At 72.6% G+C, this 19,587-nt stretch carries 17 protein-coding genes; 5 read left to right on the top strand and 12 right to left on the bottom strand.

Features of this window, described 5'->3' with window-relative positions:
• Window positions 1-734: 734 nt before the first annotated feature.
• Complete coding sequence (gene wecB / locus AB0K15_RS04175) at window positions 735-1,880, top strand: UDP-N-acetylglucosamine 2-epimerase (non-hydrolyzing) (protein WP_364045387.1); 1,146 nt, start codon at window positions 735-737, stop codon at window positions 1,878-1,880.
• Here wecB and tsaD read toward each other — a convergent pair.
• Genes tsaD through tsaB form a run of 3 tightly spaced genes read right to left on the bottom strand, consistent with a single transcriptional unit; the run spans window position 1,877 to window position 4,067 of the window.
• Window positions 1,877-2,923 carry a tRNA (adenosine(37)-N6)-threonylcarbamoyltransferase complex transferase subunit TsaD gene (gene tsaD, locus AB0K15_RS04170; RefSeq protein WP_364045303.1) on the bottom strand — a complete coding sequence of 349 codons (1,047 nt, stop codon included), beginning with the start codon at window positions 2,921-2,923 and terminating at the stop codon, window positions 1,877-1,879. The genes wecB and tsaD overlap by 4 nt on opposite strands.
• Window positions 2,923-3,405 (bottom strand): ribosomal protein S18-alanine N-acetyltransferase, encoded by a 483-nt coding sequence (rimI, locus tag AB0K15_RS04165; protein WP_285970619.1) that lies wholly within the window; start codon window positions 3,403-3,405, stop codon window positions 2,923-2,925. Before rimI ends, tsaD begins: the two co-directional genes overlap by 1 nt.
• On the bottom strand, window positions 3,402-4,067 hold the full coding sequence (gene tsaB, locus AB0K15_RS04160; protein ID WP_364045300.1) for a tRNA (adenosine(37)-N6)-threonylcarbamoyltransferase complex dimerization subunit type 1 TsaB: 666 nt from the start codon (window positions 4,065-4,067) through the stop codon (window positions 3,402-3,404). Before tsaB ends, rimI begins: the two co-directional genes overlap by 4 nt.
• Window positions 4,068-4,223: 156 nt before the next feature.
• Between tsaB and AB0K15_RS04155 the strand changes: the two genes are divergently transcribed.
• Window positions 4,224-5,645 (top strand): acyl-CoA synthetase, encoded by a 1,422-nt coding sequence (locus tag AB0K15_RS04155; protein ID WP_364045385.1) that lies wholly within the window; start codon window positions 4,224-4,226, stop codon window positions 5,643-5,645.
• Window positions 5,642-6,958, top strand: coding sequence for a carboxyl transferase domain-containing protein (locus AB0K15_RS04150; RefSeq protein WP_364045298.1), 1,317 nt, complete (start codon window positions 5,642-5,644; stop codon window positions 6,956-6,958). The genes AB0K15_RS04155 and AB0K15_RS04150 overlap by 4 nt, the downstream gene beginning before the upstream one ends.
• A gap of 499 nt (window positions 6,959-7,457) precedes the next feature.
• Here the strand turns inward: AB0K15_RS04150 and tsaE are convergent, their stop codons facing one another.
• The 8 genes from tsaE to glmS all read right to left on the bottom strand — a co-directional run bounded on the left by tsaE (window position 7,458) and on the right by glmS (window position 17,052).
• Window positions 7,458-7,931 carry a tRNA (adenosine(37)-N6)-threonylcarbamoyltransferase complex ATPase subunit type 1 TsaE gene (tsaE, locus tag AB0K15_RS04145; protein ID WP_364045296.1) on the bottom strand — a complete coding sequence of 158 codons (474 nt, stop codon included), beginning with the start codon at window positions 7,929-7,931 and terminating at the stop codon, window positions 7,458-7,460.
• A complete protein-coding gene (locus tag AB0K15_RS04140) occupies window positions 7,916-9,007 on the bottom strand; it encodes an alpha/beta hydrolase (protein WP_364045294.1) in 1,092 nt (363 codons plus the stop codon). The genes tsaE and AB0K15_RS04140 overlap by 16 nt, the downstream gene beginning before the upstream one ends.
• Complete coding sequence (gene alr, locus AB0K15_RS04135; RefSeq protein ID WP_364045292.1) at window positions 9,004-10,122, bottom strand: alanine racemase; 1,119 nt, start codon at window positions 10,120-10,122, stop codon at window positions 9,004-9,006. The genes AB0K15_RS04140 and alr overlap by 4 nt, the downstream gene beginning before the upstream one ends.
• 130 nt (window positions 10,123-10,252) lie before the next feature.
• On the bottom strand, window positions 10,253-11,356 hold the full coding sequence (ugpC, locus tag AB0K15_RS04130) for a sn-glycerol-3-phosphate ABC transporter ATP-binding protein UgpC (protein WP_364045290.1): 1,104 nt from the start codon (window positions 11,354-11,356) through the stop codon (window positions 10,253-10,255).
• Window positions 11,357-11,359: 3 nt separating this feature from the next.
• Window positions 11,360-12,823 carry a xylulokinase gene (xylB, locus tag AB0K15_RS04125; protein WP_364045287.1) on the bottom strand — a complete coding sequence of 488 codons (1,464 nt, stop codon included), beginning with the start codon at window positions 12,821-12,823 and terminating at the stop codon, window positions 11,360-11,362.
• Complete coding sequence (locus tag AB0K15_RS04120) at window positions 12,813-13,616, bottom strand: DeoR/GlpR family DNA-binding transcription regulator (protein WP_364045285.1); 804 nt, start codon at window positions 13,614-13,616, stop codon at window positions 12,813-12,815. Before AB0K15_RS04120 ends, xylB begins: the two co-directional genes overlap by 11 nt.
• 85 nt (window positions 13,617-13,701) lie before the next feature.
• Entirely contained in the window at window positions 13,702-15,174 is a 1,473-nt protein-coding gene (locus tag AB0K15_RS04115; protein WP_364045283.1) for an NAD(P)H-hydrate dehydratase, read from the bottom strand.
• Between the two features lie 15 nt (window positions 15,175-15,189).
• Window positions 15,190-17,052: a glutamine--fructose-6-phosphate transaminase (isomerizing) gene (gene glmS, locus AB0K15_RS04110; RefSeq protein ID WP_364045281.1), complete on the bottom strand. Its 1,863-nt coding sequence runs from the start codon at window positions 17,050-17,052 to the stop codon at window positions 15,190-15,192.
• Window positions 17,053-17,270: 218 nt separating this feature from the next.
• On the opposite strand from glmS, the gene AB0K15_RS04105 reads away from it, so the two are divergent.
• Together AB0K15_RS04105 and AB0K15_RS04100 are read left to right on the top strand one after the other, a co-directional pair.
• On the top strand, window positions 17,271-17,855 hold the full coding sequence (locus AB0K15_RS04105) for a dihydrofolate reductase family protein (protein ID WP_364045279.1): 585 nt from the start codon (window positions 17,271-17,273) through the stop codon (window positions 17,853-17,855).
• Between the two features lie 56 nt (window positions 17,856-17,911).
• Window positions 17,912-18,742 carry an alpha/beta hydrolase gene (locus AB0K15_RS04100; protein ID WP_364045277.1) on the top strand — a complete coding sequence of 277 codons (831 nt, stop codon included), beginning with the start codon at window positions 17,912-17,914 and terminating at the stop codon, window positions 18,740-18,742.
• Window positions 18,743-19,104: 362 nt separating this feature from the next.
• Here AB0K15_RS04100 and AB0K15_RS04095 read toward each other — a convergent pair whose 3' ends face one another.
• Window positions 19,105-19,485: a hypothetical protein gene (locus AB0K15_RS04095; RefSeq protein ID WP_364045275.1), complete on the bottom strand. Its 381-nt coding sequence runs from the start codon at window positions 19,483-19,485 to the stop codon at window positions 19,105-19,107.
• Window positions 19,486-19,587 lie beyond the last annotated feature (102 nt).

Genomic DNA, 19,587 nt, shown 5'->3' with positions numbered 1-19,587 from the left:
GGGGGGCGGCGGGGGTGTCGGGGGCCGTGGGCCCCCGGGCCCCGCGCGGGCCCCCATGGTTCCCGGGGCGCGCGGGGCGCCCCGCCCCCCGCGGCCCCCCCGGCGCCATTTCACAGACCGAAGAGCATGGAGAAGGCGACCGGCCACAAGCGACAGTCGACACGGCCGCCGCGGCGACCATCAACGTGCGTCAGGCGCTGGTCGGCTGTGCGGAGAACCGGCGCCACCCGCGCGGGGGCTTGTGACAGCACGAACCGACGACCACAACTACGGGGCGCACGTGACGGCAACGGCTACCACTGCGGCCGCCATCAAGCGGCGCCGCACGACGGGCACCAGTGCAGGCGTCCGGCACCCGCCGGACGCCCGGGGCGCAGACGAACTTGGGGAACCACCTCGACAACCACCGGCGCAGTCGCCGCAAACAGCGTCGGCGCGGACAACCGGCAGGACTCGCGCGACCGGCACCCGCCGGTCACCCAACGCGGAGACGAACCTGAGGAACTTCCCCAAACCACCCGCGCAGTCCTCGCAAACGGCGTGGACGCAGCGCGACCCCGCGGAGCCCCCGGGCGCGCGGAACCAGAACGCACAACCGAACAGCACCAGACCCCGCCACGCCACCGGCAGCCGCAGCCGCGGCGGCTCGCGCGTGGGGGCGCGGTGAAAGACCCGGCCGTTCGCTCGAACGTCGGTGGGCCGGGGTTTCCGGGACACTCGAAAGTGTGGAACACGTGGACGTGATGTTGCTGGCCGGCACGCGGCCGGAAGCGGTGAAGCTGGCGCCGCTGGTTGTGGCGCTCGAGGGGCGCGACGGGGTGCGCCCCGTGTTGGTGCACAGTGGCCAGCACCAGGGGATGGTGGAGCAGGCGCTGGTGCCGTTCGGGCTGGGTGTGGACGCGTGGCTGGACGTGCCGGCGCGGGTGAGCGGGACGCAGGCCGAGCTGGTGAGCGGGCTGTTGCCGGCGTTGGACGCGCAGTTGCGGAGCCTCATGCCGGCGGCGGTGGTGGTCCAGGGGGACACGACGACGGGGCTGGCGGGGGCGCTCGCGGCGTTCTGGCTGGGGATTCCGGTGGTGCACCTGGAGGCCGGGCTGCGGACGAACGACCTCGCCGCGCCGTTCCCCGAGGAAGGCACGCGGCAGATGGTGGCGCGGATCGCGGCGTTGCACCTGGCGCCGACCGAGGCGGCGGCGAAGGCGTTGCGCGCGGAGGGCGTGGCCGAAGAAAAGATCGTGCTGACCGGGAACACGGTCGTCGACGCGGTGCTGGCGATCACGGCGCGCGATCTGCCCGCGCACGATCCGGCGCTGGCGTTGCTGGAGATGGAGATCGCGGAGGCCGGGGAGCGGCTGGTGCTGGTGACGTCGCACCGCCGGGAGTCCTGGGGTGAGCCGCTGGACCAGACCCTGAGCGCCGTGCGGCAGATCGTCGAGGCCCATCCGGACGTGCAGGTGCTGTTCCCCGTCCACCCCAATCCCGCGGTGCGGGCGCAGGTGACCGCGACGCTCGGCGGCGTCGAGCGCGTGACGATCACCGAGCCGCTCGAGTACCCCGACCTCGTGCGCGCGCTGCGGCTGGCGTCGCTCGTGCTCACGGACTCCGGTGGCATCCAGGAGGAGGCGCCGACGTTCGGCACGCCCGTGCTGGTGCTGCGCGAAGTCACGGAACGCGCCGAGGCCGTCGACGCCGGGTGCGCGTGGCTGGTGGGCACGGATCCGGAGAAGATCACCGGCACCGCGACCCGGCTGCTGGCCGGGAGCCTGTGCCCCGCGCAGACGCCGAACCCCTACGGCGACGGCCACGCCGCCGAGAAGGCCGCCACCGCGATCGAGCGCCTGCTCGGCGTGAAAACCGCGCTGGAGCAGGCCCGCTCCTAGAGCGACACGATCTCGACCGAAAGCCCCGGGGTCGCCGAGAACTCCCACGGTGCCGTCGGCCGCCCGGCCGCGACCACGTGGGCGCCGAGCGCCGCGATCATCGCGCCGTTGTCCGTGCACAACCGGGGCCGCGGCACGCGCAGCTCGATGCCCGCCGCGGCGCAGCGTTCGGCCGCCAGCTCCGACAGCCGCGAGTTGGCCGCGACACCGCCGGAGATCACCATGGTGCCGATCCCCTGCTCTTGAGCCGCCTTCACGGCCTTCGCGGTCAGCACATCCGCCACGGCTTCCTGGAACGAAGCCGCGACGTCGTTCACCGGCACCTCGCCACCGTCGCGTTCGACGTTCTCCACCCACCGGGCCACAGCGGTCTTCAAGCCCGAGAACGAGAAGTCGAACTTCGCGTCGCGCGGACCGGTCATGCCGCGCGGGAACGCGATGGCGGAGCCGTTGCCCAGCCGGGCCGCCTTGTCGATCGGCGGCCCACCCGGGTACGGCAGATCCAGCACGCGGGCGACCTTGTCGTAGGCCTCACCGGCGGCGTCGTCCACAGTGGACCCGATCTCGGTGATCTTCGACGCGATGTCGTCCACCCGCAGCAGCTGCGTGTGCCCGCCGGACACGAGCAGCGCGAGCACCGGCGAGGGCAACGGACCGTGCTGCAGCGTGTCCACGGCGATGTGCCCGGCCAGGTGGTTCACGCCGTAGAGCGGCACGTCGAGCGCCGACGCGTAGGCCTTCGCCGCCGACACCCCGACCAGCAACGCGCCGGCGAGGCCGGGCCCGGCCGTCACCGCGATGGCGTCCACATCGGACAGCTTCAGCCCGGCCGTCGCGAACGCGCGCTCGGCCGTGGGCACCATCGCCTCGAGGTGCGCGCGGCTGGCGACCTCGGGCACCACGCCGCCGAAGCGCGCGTGCTGCTCGACGCTGGAGGCGACCTCGTCAGCGAGCAGTTCCACCGCGCCGTCGTCGTGCAGGCGGACGAGACCGACGCCGGTCTCGTCACAGGAGCTCTCGATACCCATGATGACGCGCGACATCAGCCGGCCACCTCATCTCGTGCCGGGGTCCGCGCCGGGCGGGCCATGGTGAACGCGTCGGCGCCGGAAGGCTGGTAGTAGCGCTTCCGGATGCCGAGCTTCTCGAAACCGTGCCGTTCGTACAGGCCGACGGCCGTGTCGTTGTCGGTGCGCACCTCGAGGAACACGGGCGCCGACACCTCGTCGGCGCGCTCCAGGAGAGCGCGCAGCAGAGCCTTGCCGATGCCCTGGCCCTGCGCCTCGGGCACCACGCCGATGGTGTGGATCTCCGCCTCGTACTCGCCGCGGCGGCCGACCACGGCGAGGCCGCCGTAGCCGAGCAGCTCGGTGCCGTCGTCGGTGCGCGCGGCCAGGTAGAAATGGCCCTGGTCGAGCTCGGAGTGGAACGCGCGGGCGCTCCACGGGTCGTCGCCGGGGAAGAGCACCTGCTCGATCTCCGCGCAGCGCTTCGTGTCACTGCGGCGCAGGCGGTCGAGCTTCATGGCGACGTCACCCTCTTGCGACCGGTGGGCTCGACGGCGTCGGGGCGGCGCAGGTACAGCGGCGTCAGCGGCTCGGGCGTCGCGCCGGCGAGCAGCGCTTCGCGCGCGACGCGGACCAGCCCGGCGGGCGACGGGAACCGCGGTTCGATGGGCACCACGCCGATCGCGTCGGCGTACTGCAGCGCACCGTCACCGGCGGCGACGCGCGAAGTGGTCTCCACCTCGGCGGGCCGCTGCACGTGGGGGCCGCTCACGCGCGTGCCGGCCGCGTCGTACTCGGCCCAGTACACCTCGCGACGACGGGCGTCGGTGAGCACGAGGAACGGCTTGTCGGTGCGCACCACCTCGGCGGCGATCGCGTCGAGGCTGCCGACGGGGTAGACGGGGATGCCGAGCGCGTGGCCGTACGCCGCGGCCGTGGCCATGCCTGCGCGCAGGCCCGTGAACGGGCCGGGGCCGACGCCGCACACGATCGCGTCGAGGTCGCGCAGGGTCACGCCCGCTGCCTCGGCCGCCGCGAGGGCGTGGGGCGTGATGAGCTCGCCGTGGGCTCGCGGGTCGACCGTGACGCGGTCGGCCCGGGTGGTCAGTTCCGACTCGTCCACGGCGACGATGCCCGCGGTCACGGCCGGGGTCGAGGTGTCGATCGCCAGTACCAGCACGGTTTCCCAGCTTACGTCCAGTCCGAGAGTGACAGGCTGGCGGGCCGAAGGGGCAACCCCGCAACCGTGTGAATCGCGTCGCAGGTGGCCGAGGTCACGGCGCGGTACGGTGCCGGTGAGACGCCCGCCGACGCCGCGCCGCAGGAGGTCCTCACCGTGCCCGATCCGCTGTTCCCCGCGATCACCGCCGGCTCTCCCCGGGAGGCGTTGCGCTTCGGTGAGCAGGCGCTCACCTACGCCGAGCTGGGCGCGGTCGCCGGTTCCCTGGCGAGCGAGCTGCCCGCCGGCCGGGTCGCGGTGTGGGCGACGCCGACGCTGCACACCAGCGTCGCCGTGGTCGCCGCGCTGCTCGCCGGGGTGCCCGTGGTGCCGCTGAACCCGAAGATCGGTGAACGCGAGCTGACCCACATCCTGGCCGACAGCGAGCCGGCGCTGGTGCTGGCGGAGGCCGGTGCCGCGCTGCCCGAGGGGCTCGCCGAGCTCGACCGCCGGGACATCCCGCTCACCGGGTCGGGCTCGGTGCCCACCGACGAGCCGGACGCCGAGGCGCCCGCGTTCATCGTCTACACCTCCGGCACGACCGGCCCGCCCAAGGGCGTGGTGCTCCCCCGCCGGGCGATCTCGTCCACGCTGGACGCGCTGGAGGACGCGTGGGCGTGGACCGGCGACGACGTGCTGGTGCACGGGCTGCCGCTGTTCCACGTGCACGGGCTGATCCTCGGCATCCTCGGCCCGCTGCGCCGTGGTGGCTCGGTGCGGCACCTCGGGCGGTTCTCGACCGAGGGCGTCGCGAAGGCGCTGACCAGCGGCGCGACGATGATGTTCGGCGTTCCGACGATGTACCACCGGATCGCGGAGACGGTGGCCGACGACGCCGAGCTGGCCTCGGCCCTGCGCGGCGCGCGGCTGCTGGTGTCGGGGTCGGCGGCGCTGCCCGTGCACGACCACCAGCGCATCACGGCGGCGACCGGGCAGCAGGTCGTGGAGCGCTACGGGATGACCGAGACGCTGATGAACACCAGCGTCCGCGCCGACGGCGAGCGCAAGCCGGGCACGGTCGGCGTGCCGCTGGCGGGCGTCGAGCTGCGGCTGGTCGATGAGGCGGGCGGAGAAATAAACGAACTCGAGACCGTCGGTGAGATCCACGTGCGCGGGCCGAACCTGTTCACCGAGTACCTCAACCGCCCCGACGCGACGGCCGCCGCCCTCGCCGACGGCTGGTTCCGCACGGGCGACATGGCGACGCGCGCCGCCGACGGGTACGTGAAGATCGTCGGGCGCAAGGCCACCGATCTCATCAAGAGCGGCGGGTACAAGATCGGCGCCGGGGAGATCGAGAACGCGCTGCTGGAGCACCCGGGCGTCGCCGAGGCGGCCGTGACCGGTGAGCCGGACGACGATCTCGGTGAGCGGATCGTGGCGTGGGTGGTGCCCGCCGGTCCGCCGCCGTCTGCTTCGGAACTGGCGGACCACGTGGCGAAACTGCTGGCGCCGCACAAGCGGCCCCGGGTCGTGCGGTACTTGGATGCGTTGCCGCGCAACGACATGGGCAAGATCCTGAAGCGAGCGCTGGGGTGAGGCCCTCGGCCCGCGAGGTCATCGCCCAGGTGTCGACGGGGTTCACCGAGCTGTCCGATGTGGACGGTTCCGGGGACGACCCCCTCGGCTGGCCCGGCTACCGCGAGGCCTACGCGAAGGCCGCGGCGCGGACGGGCGAGACGGAGTCCGTGGTCGTCGGCGAGGCTCTGGTGGGTGCGACGCCCGCGGTGCTGGTGGTGTGGGAGTTCGGGTTCCTCGGCGGGTCGATCGGGCGACGGACCGGTGACCGCGTGGAGGCCGCGTTTTCCTTGGCGCGGTCGCGGAAACTGCCGGTGGTGGCGTTGATCGCGACGGGCGGCAGCCGCATGCAGCACGGCATGCGCGCGTTGTCCCAGCTGCAGCGGATCGCGCGCGCTTCGGCGGCGGCACGGGCGGACGGCGTCGCGCAGATCTCCGTGCTGCGCGACCCGACCACGGGCGGCGGGTGGGCGACGCTGGGCGCGAGCGCCGATGTGGTCCTGGGGCTGCCGCTGGCGCAGGTGGGGTTCGCGGGCTCGCGCGTGCGGCCGGCGACGTCGCCTTCGGAGGCCTACACGGTCGAGGCGAAGTACGAGTGGGGGCAGGTCGACCAGCTGGTTTCGCCTTCTTCCTTGGGGGCGGTTCTCGAACGGTGGCTGCGGCTGCTGACTTCGCGGTCTTCTGCGCCGGCCCCTCCTCCGGCGGCTCTGCGTGACGTGCCGTTGCCCACGACCGGCTGGGACGCCGTCCGCGCCGCGCGATCCTCCCGGCGCGCCCGCGCGGCCGAGTACGTGGACGCGTACTTCGACTGGCACGAAACCCTCCGCGGCGACCGCACCGGCGCCGTCGACGACGGCGTGCTGTGCGGCTTCGGCTGGCGCGACGGCCGCGCGCTCGCTTTCGCCGCCCAGTGCGGCACCGCGACGCGCCCGGCGGGCTTCCGCACCGCTGCGCGCCTCGTCCACCTGGCCTCGCGGCTCGGCATCCCGGTCCTAACGCTCGTCGACACCCCCGGCGCCGCCAACGACGCCTCCGCCGAAGAGGGCGGCGCCGGGCCGGCCATCGCATCACTGTTCGAAGCGATCGCCACCGCGACCGTGCCGGTCACCACCCTGGTCATCGGCGAGGGCGGCTCCGGCGGCGCACTGGCCTTCGCGGCGCCGGACAACACGTGGATCGCTCCGGATGCTTATTTCTCGGTCACTTCGCCGGAGGCCGCGGCCGCGATCCTCAAGCGCCCGATGACGGAAGTTCCGGCCACGGCCGACCAGCTGCGGTTGCGGCCGCAGGATCTCGTCGAACTCGGCTTGGCGAGGGGGATCGTCGAGGCCTGAGACGGTGCCGACGGCCGACCAGAGCCGGCCACCCACCGAGTTGCCGCCACCGAGTTGCCAGCCGCCGGCGTTCTTGCCACGTGTGCCGACAAACTGCCACCCGTCGCCCGCGCATGCCACACGTAGCCAGCGAATGCCACAACGGTAGGCAGCCCGCCGAGCACAGCCGCCAGCCGCCCGGCCGACTTGCTATCGGCAACGGCAAGCTGCCGGTCACCGGCGCACCTTGCCTAACCTCAACGAGACTTGCCGTACCGGACCGCGTTGCCACAGGGGTGGGCAGCTTGCCAGGGCAAGTCACCCATCGCGCAACAGGCCCGCCGAGACGGCGGCAAGATGCCATCCGACGGCGGGACTTGCCAAACCGCACCGAGGCTTGCGGCAAAGAGCCGCGGGTTGCCACAGGGGTGGGCAGCTTGCCGTGGGAGAGGCGGCCGGCGCGGGGCTGTCGCCGGGATGCGTGGCGCGAAGGCCGCCGTGCGTGGCGGATGGGCCAGGTCTAAGCCGACGGCAGCGCCGCCATCCGAGAGGCCCACGAGCCGTGCGGTTCGAGCGAAACCTCGCGCACGTCATCGTCCCGGCGGGACATCCGCACGACCAGGTAGTCGGTGGACAGGCGTTCCGCCGAGCCCTCGCCCCACTCCACCACGACGGCCGAGCGTTCCAGGTCCGTGTCGAGGTCCAGGTCGTCGAGCTGGGCGAGGTCGCCGCCCAGCCGGTAGGCGTCGACGTGGATCAGGGGCACGCCGAGAGAACCCGCGGCGTGGACGCGGGCCAGCACGAACGTCGGTGAGCTGACGCGCCCGCCGACGCCCAGGCCGTCGGCGATGCCGCGCGTGAGCGTGGTCTTGCCGGCGCCCAGGGGGCCCGCCAGGAGCACCAGGTCGCCCGCACGCAGGGACGCGCCCAGTGACCGGCCGAAGGCCATCGTGTCGTCGGGGGTCGCGAGAAGGAACGTCACCGTGTCCACCACCAGTTCCGCCGGTTGGGTGCGGCGCTTCCGGAACAGCGCTGCAGAAGATCGATGAGCCGGCCCGTGACGAGGTCGGGCTGTTCGAGCTGCACCATGTGGCCCGCGCCGCGCACGCGCACGAGCTCGGCCTCGGGCAGCTCGGCCGCGATGCGCTCGGCGTGCGAGAACGGCGTGAACCGGTCCGAGTCACCGCCGATCACGAGGACCTGGGTGTGCTTGAGACCCGCCAGGGCGGCGTAGCGGTTGTGGCTGCCGAGCGTGTCGACGAAGTTCACCAGGCCCCGCACGGGCGTCACCGCGAGCATCGAAATCATGAAGTCCACCAGCCGCGGCGAGACGTCGCGGCTGCCGAACGCCAGGCGCCGCACGGCTTGCCGCTCCAGCTGCCCGCCCGCCGCGCGGACGAACTCCACCAGCCCCGGCTGCCAGCCCGCGAGGTTGCCGACGCCGCGCGTCAACGGGTTGTACTTCGACAGCAGCGAACGCGGCAGCCCGCGCGCGCCCACCTCGCCCGCGGCCGTCGCGATGAACGCGACCCCGCACACGCGATCCTCGAACAGCGAAGGGTTCTCCGCGGCCAGTTCCATGATCACCATGCCGCCCATGGAATGTCCCACGAGGACGATCGGCCCCTCGGGCACCATCGCGCGCAGCACGCTGTCGAGGTCGTGCGCCAGCTGTTCGATGGTGCTGGTCTCGGCCGTCGCCGCGCCGGACAGGCCGTGGCTGCGGTGGTCGTAGTACACCTGCCGCACGCGCGGCAGGCGCAGCGAGGCGATGGCGCGGCGCTGGAAGTGCCAAGACTTGCGTGACAACGCGAACCCGTGCACGCCGACCAGCGTCAGCTCGGGCTCGCCGCTGTCCTCGGGGTCGATCTCCTCCACCGACAGCGGCGTGCCGTCCTCGGCCGCGACCGTGGACGTGCGGTCGGGCTTCAGCTCGCCCAGCTGCTCGTCCACGTACTGGTCCTCACTCTGCCTGCGTTGCTGCGCCGCGACGACGGCCGCGGCGGCCGTACCCGTGGCCACCGCGCCGAGACCGCCGACGATGGCCCACAACCGAGCCGAAGGGCTCACGGCCGCTCCCCCAGGTACCGCCGCCGCACGCGCGGGCGGTACATCGACGTGACGATCTCGTAGTCGATCGTGCCCAGCTTGTCGGCCCATTCGCGCGCGGTCGGCTCGCCACTCGAACCCGTGCTGAAGAGCACCACCTCTTCGCCGACGGCCGGGGTGTCGTCACCGCAGTCGACCACGAGCTGGTCCATGCACACGCGCCCGACGACGGCCCGGCGCCGCCCGCCCAGCCACACGTCCATGCGGCCCGACAACGACCGCGGCACCCCGTCGGCGTATCCCGCCGGCACGAGGGCCACGGTGGTGTCCTGCTCGGCCGTCCACGTGTGTCCATAGGAGACGGACTCTCCGGCGGGCAGGCGTTTCGTGAGCGCCACGGCCGCGCGGAACGTCATCGCCGGCCGGAGGTCTTCGTGCTGCGGCACGGGGTTCAGCCCGTACATCGCGATGCCGGGCCGCACGAGGTCGAAGTGCAGGTCGGGCCGCGTCAGCACGGCCGCGGAGTTCGCGAGGTGCCGCAGCGGGTCCAGCCCGGCGGCGCGCGCGGTGTCGTACGCGTCGGCGAAGCGCTTGGCCTGGATGTCGATCGACGGGTGGCCCGGCTCGTCGGCGCACGCGAGGTGCGACCAGACGGCGACCACGTCCACGTCGGACGAAGCCGCGGCCGCCGCGACCAGCTCGGGCCAGTCGGCTGGCTGGCACCCGTTGCGAGACAAGCCCGTGTCGATCTTGAGGTGCACTCGAGCGCGGCGCCCCACCTGCTGCGCCGCCGAAGCGATCCGCCGCAGCTCGTCGACCGAGCTCACGCCCAGGTCGATGTCGGCGAGAATGCCGGGCCCGAAGTCGACCTCCGGCACGTCGAGCCAGCTGAACAACCGCACCGACAGCCCGGCGCTCCGCAGGTCCAGCGCCTCTCCGAGCGAGCACGTGCCCAGCCAGGTGGCGCCGGCCTCCACCGCGGCCCGCGCCACGGGGACCGCGCCGTGGCCATACGCGTCCGCCTTGACCACGGCCATCACGGCCGAGCCGGCGGCGCGGCCGGACAGCAGGGCGACGTTGTGGCGCACGGCGTCGAGGTCGATCACGACCTCCGCGCGAGGGAAACTGGCAGTCATACTGTGTTGATTGTTACCAATCCGACTTCAGCCACGGCGGGAACGGTTACCGAAGACGATAACCTCCAGTTGCGTACCCGCCTACTTCTGGTCGGATTGATAACGACCGCCAGTTTCCCATGCGGGTGAGTCAGGGCAGGCGCAGCCCGGTGGTGCCGGAGAACACGTGCAGCTCGTCGGGACGGATCCGCAGGTGCAGGGTGTCGCCCATCGACGGCGTCTGGCGCGGGTCCACGCGCACGACGACGTTCTTCGACGCGCCCTCGGCGGCCAGGTCACCCGCGCCGCCGGAGAGCTTGCCGTAGACGAACGCGTCGGAGCCCAGCTCCTCGACCAGGTCCACCTTGATGGGCAGCGTGCCGTTGGTGTCGGTGGTGGCTTCGAGCGACTCGGGGCGGAAGCCCAGCGTCACGGTGTCGCCGTCTGCGGCCGAGCGGATCGACGCCGCCAGCGGCACGCTCGCGCCACCGATCTCGGCGCCCTCGGCGGTGAGCTTCGCCGAGACGAGGTTCATGGCCGGCGAGCCGATGAAGCCGGCGACGAACACGTTGGCCGGGTGGTCGTAGAGCGCGCGGGGGGTGTCGCACTGCTGCAGCAGACCGTCGGACAGCACCGCCACGCGGTCGCCCATCGTCATGGCCTCGACCTGGTCGTGGGTCACGTACACGGTGGTGACACCGAGGCGGCGCTGCAGCGCGGCGATCTGCGTACGGGTGGAGACACGCAGCTTCGCGTCCAGGTTGGACAGCGGCTCGTCCATGAGGAACACCTGCGGCTCACGCACGATCGCGCGGCCCATGGCGACACGCTGACGCTGGCCACCGGAGAGCGCCTTCGGCTTGCGGTCGAGGTACTGCTCGATGTCGAGCAGCTTCGCGGCCTCGAGCACCTTCTGCTTGATCTCCGACGCCGGACGGCCCGCGATCTTCAGCGCGAAGCCCATGTTCTGCGCGACGGTCATGTGCGGGTACAGCGCGTAGTTCTGGAACACCATCGCGATGTCGCGCGAACGCGGCGGCAGCTGCGTCACGTCGCGGTCGCCGATCCAGATCGAGCCCTCGTCGACGTCCTCCAGGCCCGCGAGCATGCGCAGCGCGGTCGACTTGCCTGAACCCGACGGGCCGACCAGCACGAGGAACTCGCCGTCGGAGATCTCGAGCTCGAGTGCGTCGACGGCGGGCCGCTCGGTGCCGGGGTAGCGCCGGGTCGCCTTGTCGTAGGTGATGGTGGCCATCGGTCAGTCCTCTCCGAATTTCGCGGGAACCCCGTGCGCGGCTTCCCGCACTTCGAGGTGGCGTCGCTGGATCTCCTTGCCCACGGCGCGTTGCGCCTCGGCCGGCTCGTCCAGCACGAGCCGGTTTCCAGGTCCTTCGGCCACCCACGCGGGTGGTTCGGCGGTGCCGGCCAGCGCCCAGGCGGCCTGGCGCGCGGCACCGAGGGCGACGTACTCGCCCGTGTCGGGGATCACCACGGGCACGCCGAGCACGATCGGCGCCACGGCCCGCACGGCCGCCGACTGCGCGCCGCCGCCGATGAGCAGCACGCGGCGGACGTCCATGCCCTGCGCGCGCACGGCGTCGAGGCCGGCGGCCAGGCCGCACAGCATGCCCTCGACGGTGGCGCGGGCCAGGTTCTCGGGCGTCATGTTCGCCCTGGTCAGACCGTGCAGCGAGCCCGTCGCGTCGGGCAGGTTCGGGGTGCGTTCGCCGTCGAGGTAGGGCAGCAGCGTGAGCCCACCGGCGCCGGTCTCGGCGGCGAGTGCGAGGCGGTCGAACTCGGCGAGGTCGACGCCGAGCATCGTCGCGCCCGCGGTGAGCACGCGGGCGGCGTTGAGGGCGGCGGTGAGTGGCAGGAAGCGACCGGTGGCGTCGGCGAACCCGGCGACCAGGCCGCTCGCGTCGGCCGAACCCGTCTCGGTCACGCCGAAGACGGTGCCGCTGGTGCCGAGGGAGATCACCGCGTCGCCGGGCGCGAGCTCCAGCGCCAGCGCGGCAGCCATGTTGTCGCCGGTGCCGGCGGAGACGAGCAGTCCGTCTGGAAGATCGAACCCCGTGTGGCCCGCTGTATGTCCGGCGACGTCGGCCGGGCCGAGCACGGTCGGCAGCTCGGGCGTGCGGCCGCCGAACGCGTGGGCCAGGACGTCGACGCGGTAGGCGTTCTCCGTCGGCGAGAAGTAGCCGGTGCCGGACGCGTCGCCGCGATCGGTCACGGCCTGCTCGGGCTTGCCGAGCAGGCGCCAGGTGAGCCAGTCGTGCGGCAGCAGCACACGCGCGACGCGGTCGGCGTTGGCCGGCTCGTGCTCGGCGAGCCAGCGCAGCTTGGTGACGGTGAAGCTCGCGACCGGCACGGAGCCCACGGACTTGGCCCAGACACCGGCGCCGCCCAGTTCCTCGGTGAGGTCCTGGGCGGCCTGCGCGGAGCGCGTGTCGTTCCAGAGCAAAGCGGGGCGAACCACCTCGCCCGCCTCGTCGATCGTGACCATGCCGTGCTGCTGGCCGCCGATGCCGAGGGCCTTCACGCCGTCGAGCAGACCGTCGGTGGCCTCGCCGAAGGCCTGCCACCAGGCTGCGGGGTCGACTTCGGTGCCATCGGGATGCGGCGCACGGCCGGTGCGCACGACTGCGCCCGTGCGCGCGTCGCAGACCACGACCTTCGTCGACTGGGTCGACGAGTCGATCCCGGCCACCAGCTCAGCTGTCATAAGGCTGCCCCTCCTCGACGTGCTCGACGGTCTCCACGGCCGTGCCGGCGTTGAGCGCGGCCTCGATCTCCTCGGTCGGCGTGAACTCGCTGGTGATCAGCAGGTCGTAGTCGCCGACGTCGCCATGAGCGAAGGTCGCGGTGCGGCCGAACTTGGAGTGGTCGACCACGAGCACGTTGCGGTTCGCAGCGCGCAGCACGGCCTTCTTGAGCTCGGCGTAGTCCTGCACGGGGTGGAAAAGCCGGCCGACGGCGACGGCGCTCACGGACACGAACGCGATGTCGGCGCGGGTGCGCTCCAGCAGCGCCAGCACGTCGGGACCGGAGCAGGAGTCGTATTCCGCGTGGTAGCGGCCGCCGGCGACGACGACGGTCACGCCGTCGCCCAGCAGCCTGGCGGCGCGCAGCGAGTTGGTGATCACGGTGAGGCCGTCGAGGTCCGCGAGGCGCTCGACCAACGGGAACAGCGTGGTGGAGTCGTCGACGAACACCGTCTGGCCGGGTTCGACGTGCTTGATCGCGGCCTCGGCGAGGGCTTCCTTCTCGGCGGAGTGCAGCGTGAAGCGGCTGGCGGTCTCCATCGTGAGTGCCGGGTAGGCCTCGACCTTGCCGCGCAGCTTGCGCAGGAGACGGCGGTCGGCCAGGTCGTCGAGGTCGCGGTGCATCGTCATGAGACTCACGCCGAACCGGGCGGTGAGGTCGTCGATGCGCGCCTCACCGTGCTCGATGACGTGGTCGAGGATCTCCTGCCGCCGCTGCTCAACGGCCGCGTCCGACGGGCGGGTCCTAGGCACGGCGCACCTCACCGTCGACCCGGTTGAGGGTCACCTGAACGGGGGCACCAGTGCTCACACGTCGTTCTTACCAGATTTTATCGCGTTAGTTAACGGGTAACTCGATAACTTCTACGTCGCTGGTCCCGCGGACGAGCTTCAGCGCTCCGGGGATGGCTTCGACCAGGCCGGACGCGGAGGTCGGCACGCCGTCCGCGGCCAGCGCCCCGGCGAGCGAGTGCACCTGCGCGCCCGCGGCGGCGGCCAGCCACGGGTCGAGGCCGGCGGCGAGCAGCGATCCGATGAGGCCGGTGAGGACGTCGCCGGAGCCGGCCGTCGCGAGCCAGGAGCCGCGCGGGGTGTTGACGGCGACGCGGCCGTCCGGCGCGGCGATCACGGTGCAGTGGCCTTTGAGGAGGACGACGGCGTCGTACTTCCTGGCGGCGTCGCGAGCGGCCTTGACGCGGTCGGCGCCGGGGCGGGTGCCCATGAGGCGCTCGTACTCGCCGGCGTGGGGCGTGAGCACGAGCGGGGTGTCGGGGTCGCGGGCGTCGAGGACGTCGGGGTGCTGGGCGATGATCGTGGTGGCGTCTGCGTCGGCGCACACGGGCACGCCCTGGCCGAGGATGTGGCGCAGCACTTCGCGGCCTTCGGAGCCGGTGCCGATGCCCGGGCCGACGACCCAGGCCTGCACGCGGCCGGCGTCGGTGACCGAGCCCGTGGCGACGATCTCGGGCCAGCGGCTCCGGACCACGTCGGCGGCCGGGCCGGCGTAGCGGACCATGCCGGCGGTGGCGTGCACGGCGGAGCCCGACGCGAGCACAGCCGCGCCCGGGTAGGTCGCGGAGCCGGCGGCGATGCCGACGACGCCCTGGGTGTACTTGTCGTCGCCCGCGCCGGGAACGGGCCAGAGGTCGGCGAGGTCGGAGAGCTCGAGGCGGTGCAGGTCGGGCTCGCCGAGCTCGGGACGCAGGCCGATGTCGACGAGCACGACGTCGCCGCACTGCTGGGGAGCGAGCGCGTGGACGGGTTTGGGTGCCCCGAAGGTGACGGTGAGCGCGGCGGTGACGTGGGGGCCGTCGACGGCGCCGGTGTCCGGGTCGACACCGCTGGGGAGGTCGACGGCGACGATGGGCGCCCGGACCTTGTCGACGAGCTGGGCGGCGTCCGGGCGCAGCGGGCCTTTGCCGGAGATGCCGACGATCCCGTCGACCACCACGTCGGCCTTGCTGATCCACTGTGGACTGTCCTCGACGGACACCACGCGGCCGCCGGCTTTGCGCAGGGCGGCCAATCCCCGGGCGTGCGCCTTCTCCGGCTTCAGCAGCACGGCCGTGACGGCCACGCTGCGGCGACGCAGGAACGCGCCGGCCCACAGGGCGTCACCACCGTTGTCGCCGGAGCCGACGAGCAGCACGACCCGCCGCCCGGCGACGCCGCCGGTGCGTTCGGCCAGGAACCCCGCGAGGTGCGTGGCCAAGCCGAACGACGCCCGGCGCATCAGCTCACCGTCGGGTGTGACGGCGAACAGCTTGCCCTCCGCCTCGCGAATCCGTTCCGTGGTCCAGATTCCCTGCACGGCGGGCCCTCCGCATTACTCGACGGTCACGGACTTCGCCAGGTTACGCGGCTTGTCGACGTCGTACCCGCGGGCGCGGGCGATCTCCGCGGCCAGCACCTGCAGCGGCACGGTGGACACCAGCGGCTGCAGCAGCGTCGGCACGGCGGGGATCTCGATCAGCTCGTCGGCGAACGGCCGCACTGCCTCGTCGCCCTCCTCGGCGATCACGATGGTGCGGGCGCCGCGGGCCTGGATCTCGCTGATGTTGGAGACCAGCTTGGAGTGCAGCACCGCGCGGCCCTTGGGCGAGGGCATGACGACGACGATCGGCAGGCCTTCCTCGACCAGCGCGATCGGGCCGTGCTTGAGCTCGCCGGCGGCGAAGCCCTCGGCGTGCATGTAGGCGAGCTCCTTGAGCTTCAGCGCGCCTTCCAGGGCGACCGGGAACCCGACGTGGCGGCCGAGGAACAGCACCGCCTTGGAGTCGGAGATCCGGCGGCCGAGGTCCCGGACCTGGTCCACAGTGGACAGCACCTTCTGCACGGCGGCCGGCATGGCCTCCAGCTCGGCGAACTCGCGGGCGACCTCGTCGGGGTACTTGGTGCCGCGCGCCTGCGCGAGCGCCAGGCCCACGAGGTAGTTGGCGGCGATCTGCGCGAGGAACGCCTTCGTCGACGCGACCCCGATCTCGGGGCCGGCGTGCGTGTAGAGCACGGCGTCGGACTCACGCGGGATCTGCGCGCCGTTGGTGTTGCAGACGGCGAGCACGCGGGCCTTCTGCTCCCGGGCGTGGCGGACGGCTTCCAGCGTGTCGGCCGTCTCGCCGGACTGCGACACGGCGACGACGAGCGTGTCGCGGTCGAGCACCGGGTCGCGGTAGCGGAACTCGCTGGCCAGCTCGACCTCGACGGGCAGGCGCGTCCAGTGCTCGATGGCGTACTTGGCGACCAGGCCCGAGTGGTAGGCGGAACCGCAGGCGACGACGAAGACCTTGTCGACGTCACGCAGGTCCTGGTCGGAGATGCGCTGCTCGTCGAGGATGATCCGGCCGGCCTCGAAGTGGCCGCGCAGCGTGTTGGCCAATGCCTCGGGCTGCTCGTCGATCTCCTTGAGCATGAAGTACTCGTGGCCGCCCTTCTCGGCGGCGGACAGGTCCCAGTCGACGGTGAACGGCTTGGCCTGCGCGGCGTCGCCGTGGAAGTCGGTGACCTCGTAGCCGTCGCGGGTGATGACCACCAGCTGGTCCTGACCCAGCTCCACGGCCTCGCGCGTGTGCTCGATGAACGCGGCGACGTCGGACGCGACGAACGTCTCACCCTCGCCGACCCCGACCACCAGCGGCGAGGAGCGGCGCGCGGCCACGATGGTGTCCGGCTGGTCGGCGTGCGTCACGACCAGCGTGAACGCGCCCTCCAGCCGCCGGCACACGGCCGCGACGCTGGCGGCGAAGTCGCCCTGCGTGTCGCCGGTGTTGTACGCCCGGGCCACCAGGTGCGCGGCGGTCTCGGTGTCGGTGTCGCTCGCCATCTCCACGCCGTCGGCCTCGAGCTCCGCGCGCAGGGCGGCGAAGTTCTCGATGATGCCGTTGTGCACCACGGCGACCTTCTTCGAGGCGTCGCGGTGCGGGTGCGAGTTCCGATCGACGGGCGCGCCGTGCGTCGCCCAGCGGGTGTGGCCCATGCCGGCGGTGCCGGTGAAGCCGTCCCTGCCCACGGTGTCGAGCTGCGCCTCCAGGTTGGCGAGCCGCCCTGCCTTGCGCTCGACCCTCAGCGCGCCGGCGCCGTCGAGCACCGCCACCCCGGCCGAGTCGTAGCCGCGGTACTCCATCCGCCGCAGGCCACCGAGGACCACATCCAGCGCCGGCCGGTGTCCGACATATCCCACGATTCCACACACGCGAACAAGCCTAACGAGGGATGTCCAGTCCCCTACTCCGGTACCTTCCCGGGGCTTTTCAACCCTCCTGGCCAGGGGAGATCGGGTGATCACGGTGGGGAGTGGGGCGAGTCGGGGTGAGCCCGTGATCGGTGAGGTTCCGGGGGTTTTCCGCCGCGGTGTCGAATCGGGGTGCCGCCGCTCGTGTAGGGGCGAAAGCAGCCGAGAGGAGAACAGGAATGCGTTCGATCAGCGTCACCATGAACCTCACCCTCGACGGGGTCGTGCAGGGGCCCGGGCGGCCCGACGAGGACACCCGCGGCGGGTTCCCGCACGGGGGCTGGGGCGCGAGGTACCAGGACGACGTCCTGGGCCAGGAGATGGCCAGGGGGATGAACCAGGCCGGCGACATGCTTTTCGGGCGCCGCACGTGGGAGGACTTCATCGGGGCGTGGTCGGGGCGCCAGGACGGCAACCCGTTCACCGCGCACCTGGACGCCGCCACCAAGTACGTGGCGTCGACCACTCTCGAGAACGCCGACGCGTGGCAGAACTCGATCCTCCTGCCCGGCGACGCCACTCAGACCGTCGCGCGGCTGAAGGCCGAGCCGGGCGCGGACCTGTCCATCGTCGGCAGCGCCGCGCTCGTGGGCAGCCTGCACGCGGCCGGCCTGGTCGACCGCTACACGCTGCTGATCCACCCGCTGACGCTCGGCACCGGCGCGCGGCTGTTCGACGGCTCGGCGCCGCTGACCGAGTTCAGGCTCACCCGCAGCGTCGCGACCACGAAGGGCGTGCTGATCGCGTACTACGAGCGCGCGTGACCTGGCCCGGAGCGGCGGGCGGGCCGGGGCCGGGTGCGGGCAGTAAGGTCACGCGCATGGCCAGCAAGCCCAAGCAACTGCTCGCGGAGCTGTCACACCCGGGGCCCCACGAGGTCCTGCGCGGCAACCTGGCCCTGGTCGGGCTGCCGGGGGTCGTGTTCACGCCGCGCCAAGGGCTGGGGCTGCCGGCCATCGCGTTCGGGCACGGGTGGCTGCAGCCCGCGTCGCGGTACCGGCACCTGCTGCATCACCTCGCGAGCTGGGGCGTGGTCGCCGCCGCGCCCGCGACGCAGGGCGGGCCGCTGCCGTCGTACCGCCTGCTGGCCAGCGACCTGCTGACGACGCTCGACGTGGTCACCACCGTCCGCCTCGGCCCCGACGGCATCAGCGTCGACCCCGCCAAACTCGGCCTCGCCGGCCACTCCACCGGCGGCGGCTCCGCCGTCCTCGCCGCCGCCCAGGCCGCCGCGGCCGACGATTCGGTGCGCCCGCGTGTCCGCGCCGTCGCGACGATCACCGCCGCCCAGACGCTGCCCTCCGCCTCGGCCGCCGCCCAGCTCATCACCGCCCCCGGCCTGCACCTCGCGGCGGAGGAAGACCTGGTCGCACCGGCCGTCGGCCACGCGGAAGCCATCGCCGCGGCTTGGGCTGGACCCGTTCAGCTGCGCACGTTGGGGAAGTCTTCTCACCTCGGCGTGACAGAGGGGCGCCACTGGAGCCAGCTCCTCCTCCACGGCAAACCCCACCGGCGCACACAGCAGCTGACGCGGGCGTTGTTCACGGCGTTTTTCCTCACGCATCTGACGGGCACGGATCGGTATCTGCCGCTGCTGGACGCGGACGTGAAGCGGGCGCCGATCGAGCTGACGGAAGAGCCGGCTGCCTGACGGTCGGTGACCGGGTTGGGGTGAAGGGGACCTTCATCGCCCTGGTTGGCGGGTAGGGGCAGCTCTCGGGCTGGCTTGCCGGAGCCGGCCGCGGGACCGCTCGGTGCCTCGCTGCTGCACGACGGGACGTGTCGCGCACTCGCCGCGGTGAGTGAGTGGACCGGCGCCGGGTCGAGGGTTGGCTGTCGCTGATCGAGCTGGTGTCCCCCTCGCGAAGGGACCAGTCGCGAAGCGGTGGCCGCGTGAAGGGGACGTTCATCGCGCCGGCCAAAGGCCGCGAGGCCGCGCCGGGGCGATTGGTGACGGCGCGTGGCGCGGAGCCTGAAGGGACCGTTCGTGCCTTCACACGGCGGCCGAGTGGGTCAGTCGAGCATCCAGGTGTTGTTCGAAAAGTCGTGGTCGTCGAAGCGGCCTGGGCGGGTGGGGTGGCCCGGGGTGGGCGGGGTGGGCGGGGTGGGCTCGTCGGGCTGTGGGTCGGCCGGTGGGGTGAGGTCGATGGTTTCTGTGCGGTCGGTCATGGTTTTTTCGGTGAGCCAGCCGCCGGCTTCGCGGTGGCGGCGCTGGAGGTCCTGGGCGCGGGTGAGGTAGCGGCCGTGGGTGGCGGCGTCGCGGTGGAGGGACTCCGCGGCGGCGGACGTGGCCGAAGTGACGTGACGGTCGCGAAGGGCACGTTGCTCCTGGTGCTCGCGCGTGGCGGCGTCCTGAGCCGCACGGGCGGCGGCGAGTCGGTCGGCGGCGGTCAAGGTCGGGTCCGCCGTCCTGTGGGCTGGTGAGCGGCGGTCAAGATGCGCCGGCCGGGAGGGGTGAGGGTCCGGCCGGGAAGTCGGCAGGCGGCGGTCGGCCCC

This window comes from Amycolatopsis sp. NPDC049253, from assembly GCF_040678995.1.
Classification (GTDB): Bacteria; Actinomycetota; Actinomycetes; order Mycobacteriales; family Pseudonocardiaceae; genus Amycolatopsis.
Note: the sequence above shows the minus strand (reverse complement) of the source record. Positions and strands in the feature narration are given on the sequence as shown.

Coding starts and splice junctions, on each gene's coding strand:
- tsaD (WP_364045303.1), bottom strand. CDS start 2,923: ATGTCGCGCGTCATCATGGGTATCGAGAGCTCCTGTGACGAGACCGGC.
- rimI (WP_285970619.1), bottom strand. CDS start 3,405: ATGAAGCTCGACCGCCTGCGCCGCAGTGACACGAAGCGCTGCGCGGAG.
- alr (WP_364045292.1), bottom strand. CDS start 10,122: ATGACTGCCAGTTTCCCTCGCGCGGAGGTCGTGATCGACCTCGACGCC.
- ugpC (WP_364045290.1), bottom strand. CDS start 11,356: ATGGCCACCATCACCTACGACAAGGCGACCCGGCGCTACCCCGGCACC.
- xylB (WP_364045287.1), bottom strand. CDS start 12,823: ATGACAGCTGAGCTGGTGGCCGGGATCGACTCGTCGACCCAGTCGACG.
- AB0K15_RS04105 (WP_364045279.1), top strand. CDS start 17,271: ATGCGTTCGATCAGCGTCACCATGAACCTCACCCTCGACGGGGTCGTG.
- AB0K15_RS04100 (WP_364045277.1), top strand. CDS start 17,912: ATGGCCAGCAAGCCCAAGCAACTGCTCGCGGAGCTGTCACACCCGGGG.